Origin of the sequence: Plantibacter sp. RU18, from assembly GCF_050613355.1 — a bacterium.
Classification (GTDB): domain Bacteria; phylum Actinomycetota; class Actinomycetes; order Actinomycetales; family Microbacteriaceae; genus Plantibacter.
This window is the reverse complement of sequence record NZ_CP159618.1, coordinates 2,604,472-2,619,790: the sequence shown is the minus strand read 5'-3', so window position 1 is coordinate 2,619,790 and position 15,319 is coordinate 2,604,472. Positions and strand designations below refer to the sequence as shown.

The following is a 15,319-nucleotide window of genomic DNA, read 5'->3' as shown; positions in this document are numbered from 1 at the left end:
GACCCGTGTTCTCCGGTCTGCTCCTCCTTAGCTGCCGCGACGAGTCCTAGTTCCAGGCCTCCCTCGTCGCGGAGTTCGTCGTTGGCTCACCCCCAATCCCACGAGGAGATCCCAGGATCATGAAGAACACACAGACCCCATCAGGAATGCCGGTCCACCGCTACCGCGCCTACCAGGACCAGTTCAGCGTCGCGCTGCCTGATCGCACCTGGCCCGACCGCCGGATCACCGAGGCGCCCCGTTGGTGCGCAGTCGACCTGCGCGACGGCAACCAGGCCCTCATCGATCCGATGAGTCCCGAACGCAAGCGCATCATGTTCGACATGCTCGTGAAGATGGGCTACAAGGAGATCGAGGTCGGCTTCCCGAGCGCGAGCCAGACCGACTTCGACTTCGTCCGGAGCCTCATCGAAGAGGGTGCGATTCCCGAGGACGTCACCATCCAGGTGCTGACGCAGGCACGAGACCACCTCATCGAGCGCACCTACGAATCGCTGCGCGGCGCGAAGCAGGCCATCGTGCACCTGTACAACTCGACGAGCGTGCTGCAGCGCGACGTCGTGTTCCGGAGCGACAAGCAGGGCATCATCGACCTGGCTCTGCACGGCGCTCGGAAGTGCCGCGAGATGGAGTCGACGGTCCCGGGTACCCAGATCTACTACGAGTACTCGCCCGAGAGCTACACCGGGACCGAGCTCGAGTTCGCCGTCGACATCTGCAACCAGGTCGTCGAAGTGCTCGAGGCCACTCCGGAGCGCAAGGTCATCATCAACCTCCCCTCGACCGTCGAGATGGCCACCCCGAACGTCTATGCCGACTCCATCGAGTGGATGGGCCGGAACCTCGCCAACCGCGAGAACATCATCATCTCCCTGCACCCGCACAACGACCGCGGAACGGCCATCGCCGCCGCTGAGCTCGGCTATCTGGCGGGGGCCGACCGCATCGAGGGGTGCCTGTTCGGCAATGGTGAGCGCACCGGCAACGTCGACCTGGTCGCGCTGGGCATCAACATGTTCACGCAGGGGGTCGATCCGCAGATCGATTTCAGCGACATCGACGAGGTCAAGCGAACGGCCGAGCACTGCAACCAGCTCACCGTCCATGAGCGCAGCCCGTGGGCCGGCGACCTCGTCTTCACCGCCTTCAGCGGCTCGCACCAGGACGCTATCAAGAAGGGCTTCGAGGCCATGGCCGCCGATGCCAAGGCGGAGGGTAAGGACGTCGCAGACCTCGAGTGGGCCGTCCCGTACCTGCCCGTCGACCCGCAGGACCTCGGCCGCAGCTACGAGGCGGTCATCCGGGTGAACTCGCAGTCCGGCAAGGGCGGTGTCGCGTACTTGTTGAAGAACGACCACGCCCTCGATCTGCCGCGGCGTCTCCAGATCGAGTTCTCGGGAGTCGTCCAGACCAAGACGGACGCTGAGGGCGGCGAGGTGACGAGTGGCCAGATCTGGTCGATCTTCCAGGACGAGTACCTGCCGGCGGCAGCAGCCGACGCCAAGTGGGGGCGCTTCGAGTTGCAGTCCACGAAGACCTCCAGCGATCTGGCCGGAACGCTCGAACTCCAGGTCGCGCTTCGCGACGGAGCAGAGGAACAGCAGCGCACGGCGACCGGTAACGGCCCGATCGCTGCATTCCTCAACATGCTGTCGGAGCGAGGGATCGACGTGACGCTGTACGACTACGTCGAGCACACACTGAGTGCCGGCGGCGATGCCGAAGCGGCGGCGTATGTCGAACTCCAGGTGGGCGACCAGCGTCTGTGGGGCGTCGGCGTCGATGGCGACATCGCAACGGCGTCGCTGAAGGCCGTCGTGTCAGCTGTGAACCGAGCGGTGCGGACGAGCATCGAGGAGCGGGAGCTCGCAGCCATCTGATCGCACGTGATCGACTGCGCCGGGCCACCCTTGAGGGATGACCCGGCGCAGTGCTGTGCCCGGGGCCGTACCTCCCGAGGATGATCTTCGGGTGTCTGCTCCGTACGAGGTGGCGGGACACCGTACCGTTGAGGGATGTTCCGTACGCTCCGACCCGCGCAGCTCGCAGTCGACATCGCTGTGCCGTCGGCGCTGTTCCTCCTCGGCTTCGCGTTCTACAGTGCCCAGTCGTTCGGCGCGGTCGCGGTCCTGCTCGGCATGTGCGGGGCGCTCGCGCTCCGGCGGCTGTCGCCGACGCTCTCGTTCACCGTCGCCTGGGTCACGTCGATCCTCCAGATGCTGCTCTTGTTGTCGCCCGACCCGGCGAACCTCGCGATCCCCGTCGTCTTGTATTCTGTCGCGAGCTACGGTGGACGGTTGCTGCGGTGGATCTCGCTGGCATCGGCATTCGTCGGCGCAGCGCTCATCGCCGGGTACCTCGTACTCGTGCCGGGCTGGGTCGCGGCCGTCGGATCCGGCCTTGACCCGACCGCCTTCGCGGGCGATCTGTCGCCCGTGGCGCAGCTCACCATAGGATTGTTCGTCTTCGCGGCCTTCTCTGCGTTCTTCGGACTCGCCTGGACCGCCGGCGTCCTCATGCGTACGTGGCGGCGTGCGCGCGAGAGCAGGCAGGCTCAGCTGCTCGCAGAGCGCGACGTCGCCGTCGAGCAGGAACGGAACCGGATCGCACGCGACATGCATGACGTCGTCGCCCACTCGCTGGCCGTCGTGATCGCGCAGGCCGACGGCGCGCGATACGCCCTCGCCGCGGACCCTGCGTCGGCGGACCAGGCGCTGCGCACCATCTCGAGCATCTCGCGGGAGGCTCTGGCCGACGTCCGTGTGCTGCTCGGTCAATTGCGATTCCGACAGGGCGCAGGGCCGCAGCCGGTCATGGCGGACCTGGAACGACTCTACGAGCAGTTGCGCGGTGCCGGAGTCGACGTCGTGGTCCGGGGGCATGGGACTCCGCAGCCCGTCGCGACCGGCTCACAGCTCGCGGTCTACCGGATCGTCCAGGAGGCGCTGACGAACGCCCTTCGACACGGCGACCATCGGGCGCCGATCGATGTCCACTTCGATTGGACAGGTCAGCAGTTGCAGCTCTGGGTCGTGAACCGGGCGAAGGCCGAACCGGTCTCCGCGGGAACCGGACACGGACTCGCCGGCATGAACGAGCGCGCTACGCTGACAGGCGGCAGCTTCGGAACGACACTCGTGGACGGCCGGTTCACCGTGTACGCCGCCATCCCCTATACGACGGCAGGAGTGTCAGCATGACCGATACGACCGGAGGGCCCCGGACGGACGCGATCAGGATCGCGCTCGTCGACGACCAGTCCCTCTTCCGCGGCGGGATCCGGATGCTGATCGGTTCGCAGCCCGACCTCGTCGTGGTCGGTGAGGCGTCGGACGGACGCCAGGCGATCGAACTCGCAGCCGCGACCCAGCCGCAGGTCATCCTGATGGATGTGCGGATGCCGGTTCTGGACGGCATCGAGGCGACGAAGACCATCCTCGCAGAGGCCGATGCACGAGGCGTCGACCGGCCGAGGATCATCGTGCTCACAACGTTCGACCTCGACGAGGCGGCTGCGACCGCGATCCGGGCCGGTGCCAGCGGCTTCGTGCTGAAGGACGCGGAGCCGGAGTTCCTGCTCGCGGCGATCCGCACCGTGCACGCGGGCAACGCGGTCATCGCGGCGTCCGCCACCCGAGAGCTCTTCGAGCACTTCGTGCAGACGCCAGCCGCGCCCGTCGCCCCCGCTCGGTTCTCGGAGCTCACTGCTCGCGAACGCGAGATCTTCCTCCTGGCGGCACGCGGGCTCAGCAACGCCGAGATCGCGGCCGCGGAGTTCCTCAGCGAAGCGACGGTGAAGACGCACATCAGCCGGATCTTCGCGAAGCTCGACGTCCGGGACCGGGTGCAGCTCGTGGTGTTCGCGTTCGAGCACGGTCTCGTCTGACGGTTCGCCCATGCCTGCGGGTGATCGAGGATCATCCGACCGATGTACCCGGATCGCTCCGAGGCAGGATGTCTGACGGTCGTGGTCTCCGTAGCGTCGGAGCATGGACAATTCAGCACAGCTACCCGTCGTCGCCAGCGTCACCGGACTGCGGAAGAGCTACGGACCGACCGGCAACCAGGTCGTGGCGCTCGACGGCGTCGACCTCGAGATCGAGCGGGGGCGATTCACCGCGATCATGGGGCCGAGCGGCTCCGGCAAGTCGACGCTCATGCACATCATGGCCGGTCTCGACCAGGCCACCGACGGCCGGGTGCGGCTCGGCGACCAGGACATCACCCACCTCGACGACGGCCAGCTGACGATCCTCCGCAGGCGACGCGTCGGATTCGTCTTCCAGGCGTTCAACCTCGTCCCGACCCTCGATGTCGCCGCCAACATCCGCCTGCCGTTCGAACTCGACGCTCGCCGACCGACGGGGGAGGAACAGAGCTGGATCGACGTGCTCGTCAGCACGCTCGGACTGGCCTCCCGCCTGGGCCACCGTCCGCACGAGCTGTCCGGCGGGCAGCAACAGCGAGTGGCCATCGCCCGCGCCCTGGCGACCCGTCCGGAACTGCTGTTCGCCGACGAGCCGACGGGCAACCTCGACTCGCGCACAGGGCGGAGCGTGCTCTCCCTGCTGGCGGCGGCGAGCACCGAGTACGGCCAGAGCATCGCGATGGTGACGCATGATCCCGTGGCAGCGAGCTATGCCGACCGCATCGTTTTCCTCGCGGACGGCAAGGTCGTCGACGATCGACCTCGATCGAGCGCTGAGCAGATCTCGACCCTCATGCTCGGTATGGAGCGTGCGGCATGAGCGGATCGACGGTGCGTCCGCAGGCGGGGGAGCATCGGGCCAGCCTGCTCGTCGCGACGCTCAGCGCCGCCTTCGGCGTCCTCCTGCTCATGGTCACGAGTGTGCTCGCGACGCTCATCCTCGCCGACGACGTCACCGGCTCGAGCGGCACCGTGGTGATCATGCTCGTGCTCGCTGCTGCGGTGTTCGTCTCGCTCGCGGTCTATGTCGGCGCGATTGTGACGGCAAACACCTTCGCGACGATCGTCGCAGGTCGCACGAGGACGATCGCGCTCCTGCGGTTGATCGGTTCGACGGCACGGGCCCAGCGGCGTGCCGTAGCACGGGAGGGTGTGATCGTCGGGCTGATCGGTGCCGGTGCCGGCCTCGTCATCGGCCTGCTCGGGACGTTCGGGCTCGTCCGGCTCGGTGTGGCGACGCAGGTCGTCCCCGACCTGCCCTACCCGCTGATCGAACCGATGGTCGTGCTGCCGGTCATCGCCGTGGTGCTGACGACCTGGCTCGCCTCCTGGATCGGTGCGCGTCGTGTGCTCTCGGTCACCCCGATGCAGGCGATCGGCGGTTCGCAGGAACTCAGCCGTGAGGAGACCACCGCACGGCCGGCCCGCAACGCCGTCGCGATCGGCCTGTTCGTAACCGGTGTACTCCTCCTGCTCGGTGGGGTGGGGATCGGTCTCGTGTCACCGATCGGAGTGCTCGTCGGGATCGTCGGCGGCGTCGTCTCGTTCTCCGGACTGGTGCTCGGCGCGCACCTCGTCATGCCGCCGGCGCTCCGGCTCGTCGGCCGGATGTTCGGGCGGTCCGCAACCGCTCGGCTTGCCGCCGAGAACGCCGTCCGGTATCCGGAGCGCAGCTCACGGACGACCATCGGGCTCGTCATCGGCGTCACGCTCGTCACGATGTTCGCCGTCGCCGCGAGCAACTTCCAGGCGTTCATGCTGAGCGCGCAGTCGGCGCAGCCCGAGCTGTATGAGGGCACACAGACGGTCATCGGCACCGTCGTCGCGGTGTTCTCCGCGCTGATCGGTCTGAGCGCACTCATCGCGGCCGTCGGTATGGTGAACAACCTCTCGCTCAGCGTCCTGCAGCGGACCCGCGAGCTCGGCCTGTTGCGTGCGCTCGGGTTCTCCGCCGCGCAGATCCGACGGATGATCGTGATCGAGGCGGCCCAGCTCACAATCGCGTCCGTGGCGGTCGGCCTGGTGCTGGGGATCTTCTACGGCTGGGCCGGCGCGCAGTCGATGCTCGGATCGATCAACGGGTCGCCGGGTCTGATCGTGCCGGCGATACCGTGGCTCGTCATCGTCATGATCGTGGTGCTCGCAGCGCTGTTGACGGCAGCCGCGTCCGTCGCCCCGTCGCGCCGCGCGACGCGCATCGCCCCCGTGGCCGCCCTCGCAGTCGACTGACCCTCGGAGGTCGTCGCCTCCGTCGCCGCATCAGCCCCGCGTCGAACGGCGCCAGATCCGCCACCCGCCGATCTGGCGCTGTTCCGGCAGCGTCCAGCCGAAGCGGACGGCGAGGAGGCGGATCACGGCCGTCGAGGACACGCCGACGATCGCCGCGACGGTCAGGGGCGCGCCGACGCTCACCGCGAACACGAGGAGCCCCGTGCCGACCGCGGCCGCCACGGCATACAGCGACCCGACGTGCATGAGCGCCACCGGGACGCCGAGCATGACGTCCCGCAGCACCGAACCGCCGACTGCCGACACCGTGCCGACGAAGACGGCGGGGATGACCGGGAGCCCGGCGGCAAGGGCTTTGGTGGACCCGATCGCACCGAACATGCCGATGGTCAGGGCGTCCAGACCGATGATCACCGGCCCGAGTCTGGTCACGACCTTGAGGAGCAACATGCCGAGCAGCGCAGCGCCGGAAGCGACCGGGAGGTACCAGTTGCTCTGCAGCGATGCGGGCACCTGCCCGAGCAGGATGTCGCGGATGAGTCCGCCGCCGAGCCCGACGACGACACCGATGATCGCGACACCCAACCAGTCGAGCTGCCGGTCCTGGAAACGCGCGGCGAACATCGCCCCCTGAACGGCACCGATGCCGACCGCCGAGAGGTCGACCCAGAGCGGGACGACGAACAGGATCTCGTTCATCGTGTCATCACGATCGGCGCTCCTTCGATGCCGGACGGCGGTTCCGGGGACGCGTTGTCGGTCCGAGGCGGGATAATCGATGCGTGCCGGTATATCGAGACGAAGTGGTGGTGTTGCGCACCCACAAGCTCGGCGAAGCCGATCGCATCGTCACCATGCTCTCACGCAGCCACGGGAAGATCAGAGCGGTCGCGAAGGGTGTCAGGCGCACGGGATCCAAGTTCGGTGCCCGGCTCGAGCCGTTCATGGTCGCCGACGTCCAGTTCTACGAGGGGCGCACGCTCGACAGCATCACCCAAGCGGAGTCGCTCGGCTCGTATGGCGCGGAGATCAGTGCAGACTACGGCTGCTATACGGCCGCGAGCGCGATGGTCGAGACGGCGGACCGCCTGACGGAGTCCGAGGGGTCGCTGCAGCAGTACCTGCTGCTCGTCGGTGCCCTCCGCTCGTTGTCGAAGCGGGAGCACGGCCCTCGGCTCACGCTCGATTCGTACCTCCTCCGCGCGTTCTCGCTCGCAGGATGGGCGCCGAGCTTCGGTGCCTGCTCGAGGTGCGGCACGGAGGGCGAGTTCTCGCACGTCGTCGTGCAGCTCGGCGGCGTCGTCTGTGACGACTGCGCGCCGTCCGGCAGTCCGCGGTTGGACGCCGACACCCTCACGCTTCTCGGCGCACTGCTCTCCGGCCACTGGGAGTACGCGGAAGCTGCCGCCGAGCCGACCGCAGCCCGCGCGAGCGGGTTCACCGCGGCGTACGCCCAATGGCATCTCGAGCGCGGGCTCCGGTCACTCGCGCACCTCGAACAGGATCGGAGCAACGGGTGACCCCGAAGCCGTACACGCATCGCGACGCAGCACCGTTCAAGCCCGTCGACTGGACGGGGGAGTATCCGCCCGAGTTCACGAAGGGCGAGGTGCCGGCCCATGTCGCCATCGTGATGGACGGCAACGGGCGATGGGCGAACCGCCGAGGGCTGACTCGCGTCGAGGGTCACAAGGCCGGCGAGGCGGCGTTGCTCGACGTCGTGGCCGGGGCGCTCCAACTGGGCATCAAACACCTGTCCGTCTATGCGTTCTCCACCGAGAACTGGAAACGCTCGCCAGACGAGGTCCGTTTCCTCATGGGGTTCAACCGGGAGGTGCTGCACCGTCGCCGCGACCAGCTCAACGAGTGGGGCGTCCGGGTGCGATGGTCCGGCCGCCGTCCGAAGCTGTGGGCGTCGGTCATCAAGGAACTCCAGGTCGCGGAGGAGCTGACGCGCGACAACGACCGTCTGACCTTGACGATGTGCGTCAACTACGGCGGGCGCAACGAGATCGTCGACGCGGTCCGGACGATCGCCGACGACATCGCGGCCGGTCGGATCAAGCCGTCCGCGGTGTCGGAACGGCTCATCCAGAGCCGGCTGTACCTGCCCGACCTCCCCGACGTCGACCTGTTCGTGCGGAGTTCCGGCGAGCAGCGCACGAGCAATTTCCAGCTCTGGCAGTCCGCGTATGCCGAGATGGTCTTTCTCGACACCCTCTGGCCGGACTTCGGCCGTCGTGAACTGTGGCGTGCAGTCGAGCGCTACGCCGGGCGCGACCGCAGGTTCGGAGGGGCACTCGACCGTCCCGACGCTCCGGCCTGGTCCGCCGGGGAATGACGCGGTGGGTTCCGCGGTTGCCTCCGGTATGAGCGAACCCATCAAGATCGACGTCTGGTCCGACATCGCGTGCCCGTGGTGCTACATCGGTAAGCGCAAGTTCGAGCGCGGTGCCGCCGAGTTCGCAGAGCTGGGTGACGGTCGCGGGGTCGAGGTGGAGTACCACTCCTTCGAGCTCGCCCCGGACACCCCGGTGGACTTCGACGGCTCCGAGATCGACTTCCTCGTGAAGCACAAGGGGATGCCGGCCGATCAGGTGCAGCAGATGCTCGACCGTGTCGTCGGAATCGCCGCCCAGGCCGGCCTCGAGTACGACTTCAGCATCCTGCAGCACACCAACACGGTGAAGGCGCACGAGCTGCTGCACTTCGCCAAGCGGGAGGGCAAGCAACTGGAGATGACCGAGCGTCTCCTGCGCGCCTACTTCACCGAGGGGCGTCACGTCGGACGTGTCACCGATCTCGCGGACCTCGCTGCCGAGGTGGGACTCGACCGCGATGCCGTCGTCGAGTCGCTCGAGTCCGGTGCGTTCACGCAGGCGGTCCGGGACGACCAGTCGACGGCACAGGGCTACGGCATCCAAGGCGTCCCGTTCTTCGTCATCGACGGCGCCTACGGCGTCTCGGGTGCCCAGGAGGCCGCCTCGTTCACGCAGGTGCTCGAGCAGGTGTGGTCCGAGCGCGTGTCGGCCCAGGCGGTGCAGGCATGAGCGACGTCGGTCAGGCCAGCGGGTCGGAGGCGAGGTCCACTCCGCGTCCATTGCGTCTGCTCGGCGGGGATGCGGTCGTCTGCGAGGGTGACAGCTGCCTGGTCCTCCCGGAGGAGCCTGCTCAGTCCTGAGCTTCCTCCGGTTCGGTGAGGTCGGCGACGACCGCTTCGATCGCCGTGAGGTAGTCGGCAGCGTCGACGAATGCGCTCCAGCCGTGCTCGCCCGCGCCGATCGCGATCCGACCACCGTTCTGCAGGATGCGCTCGTCGGCGTACACGGGTAGCGGGGCCGTCGCGCCGAGCACCGTGATCGTGCCGCGTGCATAGCCCGTCGCCAGGAATGCGGTCGCGGCGTCGGGCATCGCGAGTTTGTTGACCCCGAGCAGCGTGCGGAACGGAGGCCAGGAGATCTTGCGTCCACCAGGTACCAGCGCGAAGAGGTAGTCACCACTGCGCCGCTTCACGACGATCGTCTTGATGATCTCCTGCGGCTGGATGCCGAGCAGTGCTGCGGCCTCGTGGAGGCTGCGCGCAGCGGGCCGCCGGACGAGTTCGATCGGGAGCCCGAGCGCCGCGGCGGCGGCCTCCACTCTCGCATGACCGGTCGGTTCGGCGGCGGCCTGATCGGCGGTGTCTGACATGCGGTGGTCCTCACTGGGCTCGGATGGGCGCGATGGCCGTGATCATCTGGGAGAATCGATGGTGATGTCTCTTCCTACCACGCTCCCTCAGCGCCCGAGCCTCGCGATCGGGCCCATCGTGCTCGATTCGCCGGTCGTGCTCGCCCCCATGGCCGGGATCACGAACACGGCGTTCCGCAGGCTCTGCCGTGAGTACGGCGCCGGCCTCTACGTCAGCGAGATGATCACCTCGCGGGCGCTCGTCGAGCGCACCCCGGAGACCATGCGTCTCATCCAGCACCACGAGAGCGAGACCCTGCGCTCGATCCAGCTCTACGGTGTCGACCCGAAGACGGTGTCTGAAGCAGTCACGATGCTGGTCGCAGAGGACCGAGCAGACCACATCGACCTCAACTTCGGATGTCCGGTGCCGAAAGTGACCCGCAAGGGCGGCGGCGCGGCTCTGCCGTGGAAGACCGGACTGTTCCGCGACATCGTCGAGGGTGCTGTCCGAGCTGCGGGAGACGTGCCGCTGACGATCAAGATGCGCAAGGGCATCGACTCCGACCACCTCACCTACCTCGAAGCGGGCCGGATCGCCGAGGGCGCCGGAGTCGCCTCGATCGCCCTCCATGCCCGCACGGCCGCGGAGTTCTACTCCGGTCACGCCGACTGGTCGGCCATCACGAAGCTCAAGGAGACGATCACCTCGGTGCCGGTGCTCGGCAACGGCGACATCTGGTCGGGCGAGGACGCGCTGCGCATGGTCGAGGAGACCGGCTGCGACGGCGTCGTCGTCGGTCGCGGCTGTCTCGGTCGCCCCTGGCTGTTCGGCGACCTCAGCTCGGCGTTCGCGGGTGGGGTCGGCAAGGCCGCGCCCTCGCTCGGCGACGTCGCCAAGGCGTTCCGCCGTCATGCCGAACTCTTGGCGGAGTTCTTCGAGAGCGAGGAGCGCGGCTGCCGCGACATTCGCAAGCACGTCGCGTGGTACTTCAAGGGCTATCCGGTCGGTGGCGACCTGCGAGCGAGCCTTGCGACCGTGCAGTCGCTCGAACAGCTGGACGAACTGCTCGCGACCCTCGACTGGACCGAGCCCTACCCGGGAGAGGCTGCCGAGGGTCAGCGCGGTCGCGCCGGGACCCCGAAGCGGCCGGCATTGCCCTACGGATGGCTGGATTCGCAGTCTCTCGGAGCATCGGAGCAGTGCGAGATCGCGGGAGCAGAACTGGATCACAGTGGCGGATAGCATCGCCGAACGCGGCGAACACGGGGGAGCGTCCATGGACACCGGCGGATACACCCCGCACGACGAGGAGCGCTGGCTTCCCGAACACCACTCGACGAGACGGTCCGACTTCGCCCGCGACCGTGCACGCCTGCTGCATTCCAGCGCATTGCGTCGACTCGCCGCGAAGACCCAGGTGCTCAGCCCGACGAGTGGCGTCGACTTCGCACGGAACCGCCTCACGCATTCGCTCGAAGTGGCGCAGGTCGGTCGGGAGCTCGCGGCGAGCCTGGACCTCGCTCCCGACGTCGTCGACACGGCTTGCCTGGCGCACGATCTCGGCCACCCGCCCTTCGGACACAACGGTGAACGAGCGCTCAACGAGTGGTCGGTCGGGATCGGTGGTTTCGAGGGGAATGCGCAGACGCTCCGCATCCTCACGAGGCTCGAGTCCAAGGTGTTCGGGCCCGATGGTGAGCCCTACGGTCTCAACCTCACGCGCGCGAGCCTCGACGCCAGCTGCAAGTACCCATGGCCGGCGGCACAGTCCGTCGCAGACCCAGGGGGCCGGGCGAAGTTCGGATTCTTCGACGAGGACTCCGCCGCATTCCGCTGGCTCCGCGCTGGAGCGCCTGAACGCGCGCGCTGTGTCGAAGCCCAGGTGATGGACCTCGCCGACGACATCGCCTATTCGGTGCACGACTTCGAGGACGCCGTGGTCGGCGAATACATCGATCCTGCGTTCCTCAACGCGCGCGCCGGGCACGACCGCCTCATCGACACCGCGCTGTCCTGGGCCGGTGACGACTTCAGCCATGACGACCTCGCAGCGGCGTTCGATCGCCTGCAGTCGTCGCACACCTGGATCACCGCTTGGGACGGTTCGCGCCGCGATCTCGGTCGGCTGAAGAACTTCACGAGCCAGATGATCGGACGTTTCGCCGGAGCAGCGACGGCCGCCACGCGCGAGGCCTTCCCGCAGGCGAGCCTCGTCCGGTTCGGTGCTGACGTCGTGGTCCCGCATGCCATCCAGGCGGAGATCGCCCTGCTGAAGGGCGTCGTCGCCGCCTTCGTGATGTACAGCGACTCCCGCCAGCCACTCTATGTGCGCCAGCGCGAGGTCCTCATGGAGCTGTCCGACGCCGTGTTCGCGGCGGGGGAGTCGGCGCTCGACATCGGGTTCGCCGCCGACTGGCGCGCCGCAGGTTCGGACGATGAGCGTCGTCGTGTCGTCGTCGACCAGATCGCGAGCCTCACCGATCAGAGCGCACTCGCCTGGCACGAGCGTCACACCACGGTCTGAAGGGCCCTCCAGGGATCCCAGCCTCCTCCACAGCGGCGGCCCGATGATCCTCGTCTTCCGGGACGGCATCCGGGAGGTACCGCACAGCCACGAGACTAGGATCGAAGCATGGCCGGACGGATTCGACAGAGCGATGTTGAAGAGGTCAAGGCTCGCACCAACATCGGCGACGTGGTGGGCGACTACGTCTCCCTGAAATCCGCCGGCGTGGGCTCGCTGAAGGGCTTGTGCCCGTTCCACGACGAGCGCAGCCCGAGCTTCCACGTCCGCCCGACGGTCGGCCTGTACCACTGCTTCGGGTGCGGCGAGAGCGGCGACGTCTACAGCTTCCTGCAGAAGATGGACCATGTCACCTTCGCGGAATCGGTGGAGCGTCTGGCACAGCGGATCGGGTATCCGCTCACCTACGAAGAGGGTGGCGGCCAGGTCGACCACGGCAACCGCGCGCGTCTCTTCGCCGCGAACCAGGCCGCTGCCGAATACTTCCAGTCGCAGCTCCACGACGGCGACGCCGACCTGGGGCGCCGGTTCCTCGGCGAACGTGGCTTCGATGCCGCCGCAGCCGACCACTTCGGCATCGGATTCGCTCCTGCGGGCTGGGACCACCTCATGAAGGCGATGCGCTCCCGTGGGTTCTCCGACGAGGAGATGCTCGCTGCCGGACTGGTCTCCAGTGGCGACCGCGGTGCGTACGACCGCTTCAGAGGCAGACTCATCTGGCCCATCCGCGACACCACCGGCCAGGTCCTCGGCTTCGGCGCGAGGCGCCTCCGGGACGACGACAAAGGCCCGAAGTACCTCAACACGCCTGAGACGGCGATCTACCACAAGGCACAGGTCCTCTACGGTCTCGATCTTGCAAAGCGGGACATCTCGCGAGGCAAGCGCGTCGTGGTCGTCGAGGGCTACACCGATGTCATGGCGTGCCACCTGGCGGGGGAGACGACCGCCGTCGCGACCTGCGGAACCTCGTTCGGCGTCGATCACATCAAGATGATCCGTCGCATCATGGGCGACGACTCGGCGACAGGCGAGGTCATCTTCACCTTCGACCCCGATGAAGCCGGTCAGAAGGCCGCGATCCGCGCATTCGGCGAGGAGAAGCGGTTCGCCGCCCAGACCTACGTCGCGGTGTCCTCCGACGGTCTGGACCCCTGCGATCTCAGGCTGAGCCGCGGCGACAGCGCGATCCGCAAACTCGTCGACGGACGCGAACCGATGTACGAGTTCATCATCCGTCGAACGCTCGCCGGATTCGACCTCGAGACGGTGGAAGGACGCGTCGGTGCGCTGCGGGCCGCTGCGCCCGTCGTCGCCGACATCCGTGACCCGTCACTTCGTCCCGGGTACACGCGCGTCCTCGCGAAGCAGTTGGGCATGGAGCTCGACGAAGTCGCGCGAGCCGTACGAAGCGCTGGTGCGAGCACAGGCGGCAGCACGACGTCACGAGACCCGAGACAGCAGGCCCGGCCGACGTCACCCGCCGACGCACCGCGTGAACGGCAGGCGTCGTTGTCGGACCTGCCGAAGGACCCATCCACCCGCCTCGAGCAGGACGCTCTCAGAGCGCTCCTCCAACTGCCGCAGCATGTCGAGCGGTCGGTCATGGAACGTGCTGTGCAGTGCTCGGTCTCGAACAGCTCACTCGCCGTCGTCCGCGATGCCATGAGCGTCAGCCTCGACCAGCTCGGCACGGCGGCGTGGCTCGAGACCGTCATCGCGCAGGTACCTCCGGGCTTCGACGGACTGGTCCGTGAGCTCGGTGTCTCGCCACTGCCCGAGACCAACGAGGACAGACTTCCGAGCTACGTCAAGGACATCGCGCGTGCGCTGATCGACCGCGACCTGCTCGGGCGGAAGGCCGCGCTGCTCGGCTCGCTCCGGCGCACGGATCCGCGAGACGAAGCGCACCGACAGATCACCAGACAATTGGCGGACGTCGAAGCGGAGCGGCGCGCACTGCGAGCGGAGGACTGACGCGCTTGCATCGCCTCCGAGCGTCGCTGACTCGCACGGAGACCCGCCGGATACACTCGAAGGCGATCCGGTGCCGTCCAGGTGCCGGCAGGAGAGGTCCCATGAAGCACCCAGAGCAGGACGATCGGGCCGCTCGCGCGAGCGACCTGAGTGTCGACTACGCGGCGCACGGCGTGAGTCCCAGTAACCGAGCGCTCGACGGCATCAGCTTCGAGCTCCCGCTCGGTGGTTCCCTCGGCGTCATCGGCAGCTCGGGCTCGGGCAAGAGCACGTTGCTGCGTGTCCTCTCCGGTCGGCACCTGAGCGGGCGGGCATCCGATCCGCGGCCGTTCGTCTCGGGCGGCGACGCGATGATGCTCGGCCGTTCGATGCGCAAGGTCGGACGGAAGGAACTCACGAAGCTCACCTTCGAGGTGTCCCTGCTCGAGCAGGAGGCGGGGGCGCACCTGAAGCCCGAGTTGACCGTCACGGAACTCATCTCGGAGCCGGTGCTCGCGCGCGACAAGAAGTTCAGCGAGCGGGCGCTCGGTGTGCGGGTGGCGACGCTGCTCGACGCCGTGCAGATGCCGCTGTCCAGCCTGGACAAGTACCCGTACGAGCTGAGCGGTGGTCAGCGGCAGCGCATCGCCATCGCACGCGCCCTCGTCCTCGGACCGAAGGTGTTCATCGCCGACGAGCCGACGGCCGGCATCGACATCACCGTCCGTCACACGGTGACGGAACTGCTCGCAGGCTTCCGCCGCGACGGCGGCACCGTGATCGTCGTGACACATGATCTCGCGATGCTGCGCGAGCTCACGGACGACGTCCTCGCGCTGCACCAGTCGAGGGTCGTGGGTTACGGACCGATCGACGCGATGCTCGCAGATCCGCCGCACGAGTTCCTCGCGGCGTTGGCGGCGTCCGGGGGGACCGAGACGCAGTACGAGACTCCGGAGGCCGTCGGGATCGATTGATCGCGTGTCGATTTGGCGTCTGCGAATCCTTT

General features: G+C 67.8%; 14 protein-coding genes. 12 read left to right on the top strand and 2 right to left on the bottom strand.

What is annotated here, in order from left to right; translation table 11 throughout:
• Positions 1 to 119 precede the first annotated feature (119 nt).
• The 5 genes from leuA (at position 120) to ABMA10_RS12555 (ending at position 6,157) form a co-directional block, all read left to right on the top strand.
• Positions 120 to 1,880 carry a 2-isopropylmalate synthase gene (gene leuA, locus ABMA10_RS12575; protein WP_347869138.1) on the top strand — a complete coding sequence of 587 codons (1,761 nt, stop codon included), beginning with the start codon at positions 120 to 122 and terminating at the stop codon, positions 1,878 to 1,880.
• Positions 1,881 to 2,015: 135 nt separating this feature from the next.
• On the top strand, positions 2,016 to 3,200 hold the full coding sequence (locus tag ABMA10_RS12570) for a sensor histidine kinase (RefSeq protein WP_347869139.1): 1,185 nt from the start codon (positions 2,016 to 2,018) through the stop codon (positions 3,198 to 3,200).
• Positions 3,197 to 3,886, top strand: coding sequence for a response regulator transcription factor (locus ABMA10_RS12565; protein ID WP_347869140.1), 690 nt, complete (start codon positions 3,197 to 3,199; stop codon positions 3,884 to 3,886). The genes ABMA10_RS12570 and ABMA10_RS12565 overlap by 4 nt, the downstream gene beginning before the upstream one ends.
• 103 nt (positions 3,887 to 3,989) lie before the next feature.
• Positions 3,990 to 4,748, top strand: a complete 759-nt coding sequence (locus ABMA10_RS12560) for an ABC transporter ATP-binding protein (RefSeq protein ID WP_347869141.1) — start codon at positions 3,990 to 3,992, stop codon at positions 4,746 to 4,748.
• Positions 4,745 to 6,157 (top strand): ABC transporter permease, encoded by a 1,413-nt coding sequence (locus tag ABMA10_RS12555; protein WP_347869142.1) that lies wholly within the window; start codon positions 4,745 to 4,747, stop codon positions 6,155 to 6,157. The genes ABMA10_RS12560 and ABMA10_RS12555 overlap by 4 nt, the downstream gene beginning before the upstream one ends.
• 30 nt (positions 6,158 to 6,187) lie before the next feature.
• On the opposite strand, the gene ABMA10_RS12550 is transcribed toward ABMA10_RS12555, so the two are convergent.
• Positions 6,188 to 6,856, bottom strand: a complete 669-nt coding sequence (locus tag ABMA10_RS12550) for a trimeric intracellular cation channel family protein (protein ID WP_347869143.1) — start codon at positions 6,854 to 6,856, stop codon at positions 6,188 to 6,190.
• An 83-nt stretch (positions 6,857 to 6,939) separates the two neighbouring features.
• On the opposite strand from ABMA10_RS12550, the gene recO reads away from it, so the two are divergent.
• The 3 genes from recO to ABMA10_RS12535 are packed head-to-tail and all read left to right on the top strand — an operon-like array spanning position 6,940 to position 9,207.
• Positions 6,940 to 7,677 (top strand): DNA repair protein RecO, encoded by a 738-nt coding sequence (gene recO, locus ABMA10_RS12545; RefSeq protein WP_347869144.1) that lies wholly within the window; start codon positions 6,940 to 6,942, stop codon positions 7,675 to 7,677.
• Entirely contained in the window at positions 7,674 to 8,498 is an 825-nt protein-coding gene (locus ABMA10_RS12540) for an isoprenyl transferase (RefSeq protein ID WP_347869145.1), read from the top strand. Before recO ends, ABMA10_RS12540 begins: the two co-directional genes overlap by 4 nt.
• A gap of 28 nt (positions 8,499 to 8,526) precedes the next feature.
• A complete protein-coding gene (locus tag ABMA10_RS12535) occupies positions 8,527 to 9,207 on the top strand; it encodes a DsbA family oxidoreductase (RefSeq protein ID WP_347869146.1) in 681 nt (226 codons plus the stop codon).
• A 121-nt stretch (positions 9,208 to 9,328) separates the two neighbouring features.
• Here the strand turns inward: ABMA10_RS12535 and ABMA10_RS12530 are convergent, their stop codons facing one another.
• Complete coding sequence (locus ABMA10_RS12530) at positions 9,329 to 9,847, bottom strand: aminoacyl-tRNA deacylase (RefSeq protein ID WP_347869147.1); 519 nt, start codon at positions 9,845 to 9,847, stop codon at positions 9,329 to 9,331.
• 64 nt (positions 9,848 to 9,911) lie between these two features.
• Here ABMA10_RS12530 and dusB point away from each other — a divergent pair, with 64 nt between their 5' ends.
• From dusB to ABMA10_RS12510, 4 genes are all read left to right on the top strand, one after another.
• Positions 9,912 to 11,072, top strand: coding sequence for a tRNA dihydrouridine synthase DusB (gene dusB, locus ABMA10_RS12525; protein WP_347869148.1), 1,161 nt, complete (start codon positions 9,912 to 9,914; stop codon positions 11,070 to 11,072).
• Positions 11,073 to 11,106: 34 nt separating this feature from the next.
• Positions 11,107 to 12,354: a deoxyguanosinetriphosphate triphosphohydrolase gene (locus ABMA10_RS12520; protein ID WP_347869149.1), complete on the top strand. Its 1,248-nt coding sequence runs from the start codon at positions 11,107 to 11,109 to the stop codon at positions 12,352 to 12,354.
• A 108-nt stretch (positions 12,355 to 12,462) separates the two neighbouring features.
• Positions 12,463 to 14,331 carry a DNA primase gene (gene dnaG / locus ABMA10_RS12515; protein ID WP_347869150.1) on the top strand — a complete coding sequence of 623 codons (1,869 nt, stop codon included), beginning with the start codon at positions 12,463 to 12,465 and terminating at the stop codon, positions 14,329 to 14,331.
• 101 nt (positions 14,332 to 14,432) lie between these two features.
• Positions 14,433 to 15,287, top strand: coding sequence for an ATP-binding cassette domain-containing protein (locus ABMA10_RS12510; RefSeq protein ID WP_347869151.1), 855 nt, complete (start codon positions 14,433 to 14,435; stop codon positions 15,285 to 15,287).
• The last annotated feature ends 32 nt before the right edge of the window (positions 15,288 to 15,319 follow it).

Coding starts and splice junctions, on each gene's coding strand:
- leuA (WP_347869138.1), top strand. CDS start 120: ATGAAGAACACACAGACCCCATCAGGAATGCCGGTCCACCGCTACCGC.
- ABMA10_RS12570 (WP_347869139.1), top strand. CDS start 2,016: ATGTTCCGTACGCTCCGACCCGCGCAGCTCGCAGTCGACATCGCTGTG.
- ABMA10_RS12565 (WP_347869140.1), top strand. CDS start 3,197: ATGACCGATACGACCGGAGGGCCCCGGACGGACGCGATCAGGATCGCG.
- ABMA10_RS12560 (WP_347869141.1), top strand. CDS start 3,990: ATGGACAATTCAGCACAGCTACCCGTCGTCGCCAGCGTCACCGGACTG.
- ABMA10_RS12555 (WP_347869142.1), top strand. CDS start 4,745: ATGAGCGGATCGACGGTGCGTCCGCAGGCGGGGGAGCATCGGGCCAGC.
- ABMA10_RS12550 (WP_347869143.1), bottom strand. CDS start 6,856: ATGAACGAGATCCTGTTCGTCGTCCCGCTCTGGGTCGACCTCTCGGCG.
- ABMA10_RS12535 (WP_347869146.1), top strand. CDS start 8,527: ATGAGCGAACCCATCAAGATCGACGTCTGGTCCGACATCGCGTGCCCG.
- ABMA10_RS12530 (WP_347869147.1), bottom strand. CDS start 9,847: ATGTCAGACACCGCCGATCAGGCCGCCGCCGAACCGACCGGTCATGCG.
- dusB (WP_347869148.1), top strand. CDS start 9,912: ATGTCTCTTCCTACCACGCTCCCTCAGCGCCCGAGCCTCGCGATCGGG.
- ABMA10_RS12520 (WP_347869149.1), top strand. CDS start 11,107: ATGGACACCGGCGGATACACCCCGCACGACGAGGAGCGCTGGCTTCCC.
- dnaG (WP_347869150.1), top strand. CDS start 12,463: ATGGCCGGACGGATTCGACAGAGCGATGTTGAAGAGGTCAAGGCTCGC.
- ABMA10_RS12510 (WP_347869151.1), top strand. CDS start 14,433: ATGAAGCACCCAGAGCAGGACGATCGGGCCGCTCGCGCGAGCGACCTG.